Source organism: candidate division WOR-3 bacterium (genome assembly GCA_011052815.1).
Classification (GTDB): Bacteria; Hydrothermota; Tepidihabitantia; order SM23-42; family SM23-42; genus DRIG01.
In genome coordinates this window covers 36,096-46,321 of sequence record DRIG01000061.1, presented here as the reverse complement: position 1 = coordinate 46,321, position 10,226 = coordinate 36,096, and the positions used below count along the sequence as shown (strand labels likewise).

Annotated in this window: 5 protein-coding genes; 3 read left to right on the top strand and 2 right to left on the bottom strand. The window is 42.4% G+C overall.

Translation table 11 applies throughout. The features are described 5' to 3' along the window. The first annotated feature begins 270 nt into the window (after positions 1-270). Positions 271-2,580: a T9SS type A sorting domain-containing protein gene (locus ENI34_05680; protein ID HEC78618.1), complete on the top strand. Its 2,310-nt coding sequence runs from the start codon at positions 271-273 to the stop codon at positions 2,578-2,580. A 104-nt stretch (positions 2,581-2,684) separates the two neighbouring features. On the opposite strand, the gene ENI34_05675 is transcribed toward ENI34_05680, so the two are convergent. Beyond that, positions 2,685-4,331, bottom strand: coding sequence for a hypothetical protein (locus ENI34_05675; GenBank protein HEC78617.1), 1,647 nt, complete (start codon positions 4,329-4,331; stop codon positions 2,685-2,687). Positions 4,332-5,110: 779 nt separating this feature from the next. On the opposite strand from ENI34_05675, the gene ENI34_05670 reads away from it, so the two are divergent. Both ENI34_05670 and ENI34_05665 read left to right on the top strand, forming a co-directional pair. Beyond that, on the top strand, positions 5,111-7,465 hold the full coding sequence (locus ENI34_05670; GenBank protein HEC78616.1) for a T9SS type A sorting domain-containing protein: 2,355 nt from the start codon (positions 5,111-5,113) through the stop codon (positions 7,463-7,465). 93 nt (positions 7,466-7,558) lie between these two features. Beyond that, the gene (locus tag ENI34_05665) at positions 7,559-8,335 is read left to right on the top strand and encodes a T9SS type A sorting domain-containing protein (protein HEC78615.1); all 777 of its coding nucleotides are present in this window, start codon (positions 7,559-7,561) and stop codon (positions 8,333-8,335) included. Between the two features lie 307 nt (positions 8,336-8,642). Here ENI34_05665 and ENI34_05660 read toward each other — a convergent pair whose 3' ends face one another. Further along, the gene (locus tag ENI34_05660) at positions 8,643-10,097 is read right to left on the bottom strand and encodes a sodium/proline symporter (GenBank protein HEC78614.1); all 1,455 of its coding nucleotides are present in this window, start codon (positions 10,095-10,097) and stop codon (positions 8,643-8,645) included. Positions 10,098-10,226: the final 129 nt, after the last annotated feature.

The window sequence follows — 10,226 nt, the reverse complement described above, 5'->3', positions numbered from 1 at the left end:
TTTCCATCGTATTACAACCATTCCGATTAAGGGAAGTGCTCCACACAGTGAGAGGTTTAAATATGAGGATAACAGTGTTATTCCTGGTGTTGGCTATTACTATAGATTGGAAAATCTGAAGCAGAACAGTGATCTTTAAAAGCCTCGGAAAGGAGAAGAATTGGTTATGTTCTTCCCGCAGGAGTGTATTTTGTGAAACGCAAAGGTGCGGATAATAAGTCTGTTAAAGTAGTAAAGATTAGATGAAGAAAAAAAGCAAAGGAGGCAGGAATGAAACGATTGATATTTGTGATTTTGTTTTTTCTCCCGGTTATGCTCAGTGCGCAATGGGAGAATGTGGGTCCAGAAGGAGCAATACTTTATTCACTTGATAGCCCACAGCCAGGGATATTCTATGCCGGTGGTTATGGCACAGGATTATGGAAAAGCACAGATAACGGTAACAGTTGGTCTTTAGCATCCTTTGTTTACGAGACACCCATCTGGGATATATGTGCAAGTCATCAAGACCCCAATCTTATATTTGTTCTTACTGCTGAATTATCTGGATGGGGTTATGGGGAAACCAATCTCTACAAGAGCACAGATGGTGGTGTAACCTGGAATCCCTGTTCTAACCCTGATGTTCTCACCTGGCCTATCCTTGTGCATCCGGAAAATGATAGACTTATCTTAGCCTGTGATGCACAGGGAGGTGCTGGATATAAAAGCACGGATGGTGGTGGGACCTGGACACAATTACCTTTTAGTGAATATGCACAGTCCTTTGGTGTTCATCCACTATCACCCAATATCGTTTTTGCAGGATGTGGTGGATATGGTGGTGCTGCACAGATATACAAAAGCACTGATTACGGTGCAACCTGGACACTTGTTTTTCAACCCACTTACGGTGGTATATGCCATGCATTTGCATTTGACCCGGTAGATACAAATATTGTCTATTCCACCTACAATATGTATGGCTATGGCTCTTACTTGTTAAAGAGTACGGACAGAGGGGAGAGTTGGGCTATTGGCGATAGTGTTGCAGGTTGGGTAAGAGAATTGTCGATAGACAAAAATGATGCTAATTTAATGCTTGCTGCCTGTGTGGGGGGTGGTGTTTATAAAAGCACTGATGGAGGACTGAACTGGTATCCGTCTAATTCTGGTATTCAGGTTCCCTATGCCTGCGAGATTGTGCAGGACCCTGATTCATCTTTCACATATTATATACCTAATGTTCAGGGGTTTTATAAAACAACAAATGCAGGGCTTTACTGGAGTCAATTCCAGAGTGGGCTCAGGGCAGTTTACGCAGACGGTATTGCATTTGACCCAAATGACGAAAATACCATCTATATTGCTTCAATGGCAAATGGTGTTTTCAAGACAACAGATGGTGGTGATACCTGGACACTTGGTCACCAGGGGATAACTGATTTACGTTTAAGCGATGTAGCAGTTGACCCGAATAATCCACAGAGAGTTTACACTGCACATTCTCCCGGTCATGAATACTGGGCGCCAACACCGAAGTTTTTCAGAAGCACAGATGGGGGTTTAACCTGGGAATATACAACCAATGTATGGCATGTTTACGGTAGCACAGGATGTGCTAAAATCCTTGTAGGTTCAACCTCTGCTATCTATTTTCTTTCACAGTCTACGAGTAATTTTGGCGATAGGGATGCTCAACTTTTTCGGAGTACTGACTTCGGCACTAACTTTTCTGAACCAATGGATTCAATTGTGGGTTGGAATTCTGGAATCACAATGGATGATAGCGAGAACGTCTATCTCTGTATGTCCGGTTCTTATTCAACAAGCCATTTTGGTGCTGTTGGTAAAAGCTGCGATGGTGGCTATTCGTATACAACCTTTGCCCCTCTTGGACCCTATACAGGTTCAGCAGTTGACGTATACGAGTCTGACACTAATTTTGCCATTTATGGGGATTTAGGTGGTAATGTTTACAAAACAGACAATGGGGGTAATTTCTGGTATCTTCTAGGCAATTTTGTCAAACCAGTATTCAATGTTTGCTTTGCACCAAATATCTCAAATCGAGTTGTAGTGGGAGTAGGAAACCCCAGTCACGCATATTATGTATACTATGAAATTGCACCTTATGATAGCGGAAAGATTTACTACACTGATAATGGTGGCGTCTCCTGGACAGAGCTTGACAGTCTTCCCAATCATCATCTTAATAGGCTTGTGATGCCCGACGATAGCACCATCTATGTTACCACAAGAGGTGGAGTATACAGGTATAGATTCCCCTCTCAAGGTGTGACAGAAAATGAAAGAAAACCTATAATGAGTTTTGTTAGCAATATTACACCAAATCCTTTCAAGAGGAGTGCTGTGATATCCTATTCAGTTTCAAGTTCTCAAACGATAAATATTTCAATATACGATATAACGGGTAGAAAAGTGAAAACGCTTGTCAAAGGAAGGAAAGAGAGAGGTTTCTATAAAGCCAACTGGGAGGGCACTGATGATTTCGGTAAAAAACTTCCTACTGGTGTTTACTTTGTGCGTTTGACGGCATCCGATGAGAGTTTTACCAAAAAGGTAATATTACTGCGGTAGAGACAAAGGAACGGAGAGATAAGGGAAAACGATGAATGTCGTACTAACTTGAAGTAGTTACTAATCGTGTGGAGTATTAATGTCTCCATTTCTCCGAAGCTCGGTCACTTCCCACACTCACTTACCATCTTTCTTATTTCTTCTGAGTCGGGTATTATCTTCAAAACTTTCTCGAGCACTTTTTTCGCATCGTTTTTATTGCGATGCTCCAGGCATGACTTGGCAAAATGAATCGTCTCAGTCTCTAAGTTATTCAATATCACCCGCCGCATGTTTTCTGACCACGGGTCGTACATCTTCTTAAACGGCTCACCCCGAAATACTCTAAAAGCCCTTAAATATTCTTTTTTTGCAAAACCCCATTCGCCCGCACGCTCAAGTGCCTTTGCCCGCGTTAGAATCTGTTCAAATTCCTGATAATCGGTCGTAATATATCCCTTGAAATGAAGAAATCCTTGTCTTATTGAAAGTGTATCAGGAGGTAGTTTGAGATATCTTCGAAGGTTATACAAAAGCTGAGAAAGTGAACCCTTTGGGTCTTTTGCAGTGGACCAGAAATTTCTATATATTGATTCCAATTCTATCTTTTTTTTGAGACCAAGGTGAATAATAAGACTTGCAGATATTGGCGTTGGGTCATTTCGCAGTTTTATACGATTTCGATAAATACGCACCGGGCCTAAGAATTTTAAATGATAAACTGGAATATTTTTTTGAAACACAGGGAGTTTTAATAATGCCTTGGGCAATCCGGTGGATTTTCCTTTGGCAATAAGATTGTTCACCGGCTCTGGGAAGAAGAGAAGTAACCGATGAAAAAGTCCCATAAGTTGCTGAGCAGTAGCATAGTTAAAGGCCTTTCTGTAATCTCTTATCTTCAAAGAATGTGAGGCCTTTTTCAATTGTAAAGCGAGTTTCAAAGAAGGACTTAACTTTGTATCTTTAGGAGGGATATCTTGACCAAGGAGAATGCGAGGTAGAAGAAGATCATATTCCATGCCGTACTTCTTCAGAACAGGTAATATCTTTCTCAGGAGTTTCTTCCCCTTTTTTTCATCACCAAGGGCACATAAGCAGCAACTAATGACCATGGAGGAGGTAGCAAAATAGTTGCGGATTATCTCCTCTTTTGATTGTTGAAGGGCTTCATTGGCGGATTTCATTGCTTCCTGAATCTTTCCTTCTCCAATAAGACACTGCGCTTCAATGATTAAAAAAAGAGTTTCAATGCCTCTTTTTTCTATATGAACTTTTTTTAACTTCCTTCTTGCATCGCGATACTTTCCTGCTTTGGCAAGTGTACTAGCGAGAAGTAGATTCAGAATTACCTTATCTTCTGCTTTGGCGTATTTAAAGCTCTTTAATAACCATTGATTAGATTTCCTGAATGAGCCGATTCTGGCATAGAGCGTAGCGATGTCCCTGTAGCTAGAAGAAGTTAATAAACATCGGCAGATAGTTTTACATTTCCTGATGCAGCAAAGAGCTGCCTTGATTTTTGCAAGAGTCCCAAGTGCCATTCCTTTTGAAACAAGAAGTTTGAAACGTAGAACAGCATTACTGTTATCACGCTTTCCTTGTTTGCGCCTCATCTTCATCAGAAGTGAATTTACAAGCTTGATCTGTTCTTTGGGGTTTCCTATCCATTCCAGTGCGTTAAGTTCAATACATCCTGCACGTATGGATAAGTTAAGAAAACCTTCTTTTTCAGCTTTTTTACGGAGAATCTTTGCTTTCCGTAACCGTTCCATAAAAGGGCTATCGCCAAATGTCATCTCAAGTTTCTCAACTTTCCTTGGAAGCGAGAGAAGTCTGTCTGGAATTCTCTTCAGAATATCCTTATTAGTGCAGGAAGGTAAAGCATTCAATATTCGTGCCGCTTTTTTTGGGTCTCCTTTATTCAATACCTGCTCAGCTTTTTTTAACCCATCATTAAGTTCTGGGGCTGTCTCAATTTTCTCGGTTTGTCGAGCATTTGTTCTATAAGAACCCACCAAATCATACCTTTCCCAAACACCCCAGATTCCATGAACAGAAATTCTAATCCCCCTTTTTTTGAGAAGTCTTTTTGCCTCAGAAAGTGTAAGCGAGGGGTAATTCTCTTTCAATAATACAATCTGATGTTCAACTGAAGGAGAAATTCTATTCCAAGCTCGGTAATAGGCTTTTTTCCTATTGAGACTTTCTTCACCACCTTCTTTATACCATTGAACCCAGCGTTTCAGAGTGAGTGGATGGACCTTATATAAATTGGCACATTTATTCAATAAACCCGAACCGAGATAGCATTTTACTGCCTTGAGTCTAATAATTTCATAATTGTTTCTCATAATAAGGTTGCGGGAAAATTATATAAAAAATTTGCAATTTTGTCAAGGAGGAAATATAACGCTTTAAAGTCTTTAAAATTCAAGCGTTTGAAGCAGGAAATGGCTATAAAAAATACATATTTATGATTATAATTTTGTGGATTAAATCTTGGGATAGGATTAAATATTCTAACCCGGCAAAAATTTGAAAGGAGGTTTAAATGAAAAGTGGCAACATAATGGTGCGAGGTTTTGTGATTCTGACGACTCTCTTGGTTGCGCATAGCTTTTCGGCAACCCAGATGTGGGACATTCCATGTCATGTCAGTCAATACAAGAATAGTAAAATGCAACGCGGCGAGTGCGAATATGGCGCTGGTGAATTAACTGATACTCAAACGATTAGTTTCCCTATAGTAGGTCAGGCAATGAAGGAGGAGAAAACGAGTTTGACTAGAGCTGATAGTTTGAATATGTATATGAAAGGAAGAGCACTCTTTGGCATAGCAGAACATGCTATAATAAGTGGCAACTATGCATATACCCCAGCTGGACACTCTCTGGTAGTCGTCGATATTTCTACCCCTGGTTCCGAGACTGTAGTAGGATACTATGACACAGAAGTATGGGTTTCGGATATCTACCTCGTAGACACTTTGATATATATAGCAAATAGCAAGAATGGACTCCAGATAATAAATGTAGCTGACCCCATGAACCCCAAAAGAGTTGGTCAGTGCGCCAGTGGTGCAAGTGCCATGGGTGTTTATATAAAAGACACTTTAGCGTATCTTGCAAATGTAAATCCCATCTCGGATGGCTTGCGAATCGTCAATATTGCCAATCCAGCGGCACCGTATGAAATTGGTTCCTTTATGACCTCTGAGCAGGATTGGGATGTCCATGTGAAAGATACAATTGCCTACATGGCTTCATCATATGATGGGACAGTGATCCTAAATGTGAGTGACCCAACAAACCCTATACAAATTGGGAACATTCCCAATGATTTTTATACTGACGGTATTTATGTTCAAGACAGCGTAGCATATGTTGTGGACGGTGGTGTGAGGATATTTGACATTTCTGATCCAACTAATCCGATTGAGTTAAGTAACTGGGGAAGCAACTATGTACACGATGTCTTCGTTGAAGACACTCTTGCCTATGTGGCTGAAGGAGACGGCGTGGCGGTTCTAAACTGTGCTGACTTGCAGAATCCTACAGTTGTGGGATTCTGCACAATAAATAGGGCGGCAGGAGTGAGATGGGTCCATAAGACTGGCGACTTGCTTGCCTGTGGCACGGGATATCAGGGAGTACGGATAATCAACGTTGCCAACCCTACTTCACCTATTGAAATCGGAGGCTATGTCACAGGCTTCAGAACTGAAGGTCTCTGGGTCTCTGATACACTTGCTTATGTTGCTAGTCTTACAAAAGGCATGGAAATAGTGAATTTTGCAGATTTAACATCCCCACAGGTAATCAGTACCTATCAAGACACAACTGATCAATCCGTGTATGGCGTATATGTCATTGATGATATCGCTTATGTTTGTGGTTATTACTGTCCTTATTATGATTGTGGCGGATTTCAGTGTATCGATGTATCAGATCCCACAAATCCGAACAAACTTGGTAAATATCCTGCTTTTGCTTATAACGTGGATATTAAAGACAGCCTTGCATACGTTACCTGTCGAACTGATGGTCTACGAATCATAAATGTTTCCGACCCGACTTCTCCGAATCAGATTGGTTTATGGACGACCACTGGCAGTACATGGAGAGTTCGTGTCATAGACACCTTGGCATATCTCGCAGATCACGCGGGACTTAGAATAGTTAGCTGTGCTACCCCCACAAACCCGGTCGAAATTGGATTTTATTCTGCAATCCAAGCATCTGGGATTGATGTAGTGGACACATTAGCTTACGTTTCTGCATTTGATGGATATCTAAAAATCATCAGCGTTGCCGACCCAACATCACCTTATGAAGTTGGGTCTTGCAGTACACCCAGTTCGGCATCGAGTGTAAGAGTTAAAGGTAATTTAGCTTATGTCACATGTTTTTCTTCAGGCATACGGGTAATTGATGTTTCTGACCCAACCACTCCATTGGAGGTTGGCTTTTACAATCCAAACACTGGTGGATGGGATGAAATGCTACACTGCTTTGTTCTTGATTCACTAATCTATACCGCTAATTCCAGAACCGGCATTCGTGTTTTTCAATGCTCTATCATAGGTGTTAAGGAAGACGCGGGTTTAAGTGGTCTACCATTGAAGACAACGTTGAAGTTGTATCCGAATCCATTTAAACGGATGACAGAAATCAGATATCAGATAGCAGATACAGATAAGACGAACAATATTTCGTTACAGGCTTATGATGCTGCAGGTCGGTTGGTTAAGCATTTTTCTTGCCCTCTGCTCGACGCTCAACGTCCTAAGCACATCCATTGGGATGGAACTGATGATTCTGGTTGTAAATTATCTACTGGCGTCTACTTTGTTCGCTTAACAACATCAAAGCAAAGTTATACTGCAAAGGTGCTACTATTGAAATGAAAAAGTTTAGGAAAAACTAAACTGTAAAAAGTTGCCAATAGGCTTTTATCAAGCCTAAGTATGATCTACATCAAGGTAAAGAAAGGAGGAATTATGAAATTTTTAGTTTTGTTAGGATTAGTAGTAATGCTTCAGGCCGATGTTGACACCCTAAACCCAGTGGAGGATGTCTACGTTGTTAGCTATGGCGGTGGTGAGGGTGGAAATCCATTCTTAAAATTTGACATCTCCTCGATCCCATCAAACGCACAGATCGATTCGGTGATTCTTGAGTGTTATGTCTGGCAGGTAGGTTATCTTTGGGATGCTGATGTAATCTACTGGAATGTCAACTCTCAAACCTGGACTGAGAATGATTCAGCTCACATAATTTGGCAGATTCCAACCTCTGATTCGACCCACCAGGCTTCAGGTTTTGGTGTCGATCTTGGTTGGGCAAGGTCGGTTGACCTGACGGACATCTTTAACCGGGATTACGAGGTCTCACATACATTCTGCACCATTAAGATGAAGGACCCCGATGATATGACCTCGGTGGTTCCATGGGGATTCATGCCCCATGACTCAAATGACAGTTTGTATGTCGGCCTTTGGGACGAGTGGGTCTTCTTCTATCCCCATGAGCATGGTTCTCAGATCCCAAGGCTGATTGTCTACTATGCCCCTATTGGCATTGAAGAAGAGATTACTACACCTTTGCAAGATTGGAACAGTGCAACGGTCATCTACGGGTCTTTACAGCTTCCAGAAGGTAAAAAGTGCAAAGTATACGATATCTCCGGTCGAGCAATTAATGCTAATAAGATAAAACCCGGCATCTATTTCATTAAAATTGAAGGGAAAATCAGTCGGAAAGTAGTTAAGATATAGTAAACAGGGCATCCGGCATAAAACACCGGATGCCCAAATATTTATTGGATTGTAAGTCCCCAAAGAGATACTACAAATTCCCAGGTGTTCCAGCAACCTCTTCTGAGCCGGGGATGATCCGCAATACCTTTTTAAGAGCTCTTTCGGCGCTCTTTTTATCTTTGTACGCCAAACATCTCTTTGCAAAGTGCACTGCCTCGGTTTCAAGTTTATTCAATATCACCCGCCGCATGTTTTCTGACCAGGGGTCGTACATCCTCTTAAACGGCTCGCCCCGAAACAAGTAGTATTGCTCGACTAAATCTCTCTATCCCGCGTCGCTGCTGAGTTCTGATCGGATATTTGATTTCTGCGTAAAGAAACTCACCAGCCAGGTAGCTAAGAATGATAATATAAACCCCGGGATAAGTTCATAGAGAAAATTTTTGAGCGCCGGCACATTATACCACACCACAATGGTCACCGCACCAACCACCATTCCGACAAATGCACCTATCTTTGTCGTCCTTTTCCATAACAGGGAAAGGATCAAAGGTGGACCGAAAGTCGCCGCCAGACCACCCCAGGCATACAGGACCAACCAGTAAACCAGTTGTTTGGCGAAAAGTCCTAAAATAAATGCCACCACAGAAATCACCACTGTGAAGATTCTCGCCAGTTTCACAAGGTATTTCTGCGAGGCGTCAGGATTGATCAGCTTGCGGTAAATATCTTCAGTAACCGCCGAGGCGGCTACAAGAAGCTGGGAATCCACAGTCGACATCATTGCTGCAGTCGCTGCTGCAAGGACAAAACCGACAAGCCATCCCGGCAGGATCTTCGCTGCAAAAGCAAGGGTAACGTGTTCCGGGTCGGTGATCTCTCCCCTTAGAAACGGAATCGCGATGAATCCCAAAAAAATCGCGCCGGCAACCGTAATTGTTGTCCAGGTCATTGCGATAATCGTCGCCTTTTTGACCTCTTTAACATCCTGCAACGCCATATAACGCATTACGATATGGGGCTGACCTGCATAACCGAATCCGATCGCCAGACCGCCGAGAATAAGACCGAGCCACAGTGCAGTTCCGCTCTTACCGGCGGATACAATCGCCGCCTCGGGATCAATGCCCTTTATATGAAGCATGATATTCCCGAGCCCTCCAGCAGCGACAACTCCGAGAATACAGAGCACGACGATCGCCACCGCCATAATCAATCCCTGAAAAAAGTCGGTCCATGATTCAGCGATAAATCCGCCCATCATTGTATAAAAGAGGATAATACTCAAACCGATCACCATTCCCACGACTTGATGGATATTGAATGTCGCGGCAAGGATCTTTCCGGCGCCGACGACCTGAGCCGATACATAAAGGGTGAAGAAGAAGACAATCAGAACAGAGGAAGTTATCCGTAGAAGATGTGATTCATCATTGAATCGGGATTCAAAATAATCGGGAAGTGTCAGGGCGTTGTATTTGCCCGCAAGTCTGCGCAACGGAGTTGCAATGACCAGCCAGTTGAACATGCTTCCCAACCAGACTCCGATGCCGGCCCAGATTGCACCCAGGCCCATCTTGAATGCCTGACCTGGAAGCCCGATCAATAGCCAGGCGGACATATCTGTTCCTTTTTCTGAAAGGGCGATGACCGGAGTCCACATCTTTCTGCCGCCCAGGATAAAATCATCCAGAGATTTTGAAGCAAGGCGGGCGGTTATCAGGCCAACGATTATCATACCGACAAGGTAAAGCAGAAAGACCAGCAGTATGGTACTCATAAAACCTCCAGATTTATACCTTTCTTATCTTGACAATAAAATAACCCTGAAAAAACCCTTTATGCTCCTATTGTATTCAAAAGCACTGGATCGTCAATAATATTTTATCCTTGCTTTTGTGCATTTCAG

What these genes read in the sequence shown, in the direction of transcription:
- ENI34_05670 (HEC78616.1), top strand. Translation starts at nt 5,111, where the DNA reads ATGAAAAGTGGCAACATAATGGTGCGAGGTTTTGTGATTCTGACGACT.
- ENI34_05665 (HEC78615.1), top strand. Translation starts at nt 7,559, where the DNA reads ATGAAATTTTTAGTTTTGTTAGGATTAGTAGTAATGCTTCAGGCCGAT.
- ENI34_05675 (HEC78617.1), bottom strand. Translation starts at nt 4,331, where the DNA reads ATGGAACGGTTACGGAAAGCAAAGATTCTCCGTAAAAAAGCTGAAAAA.
- ENI34_05660 (HEC78614.1), bottom strand. Translation starts at nt 10,097, where the DNA reads ATGAGTACCATACTGCTGGTCTTTCTGCTTTACCTTGTCGGTATGATA.
- ENI34_05680 (HEC78618.1), top strand. Translation starts at nt 271, where the DNA reads ATGAAACGATTGATATTTGTGATTTTGTTTTTTCTCCCGGTTATGCTC.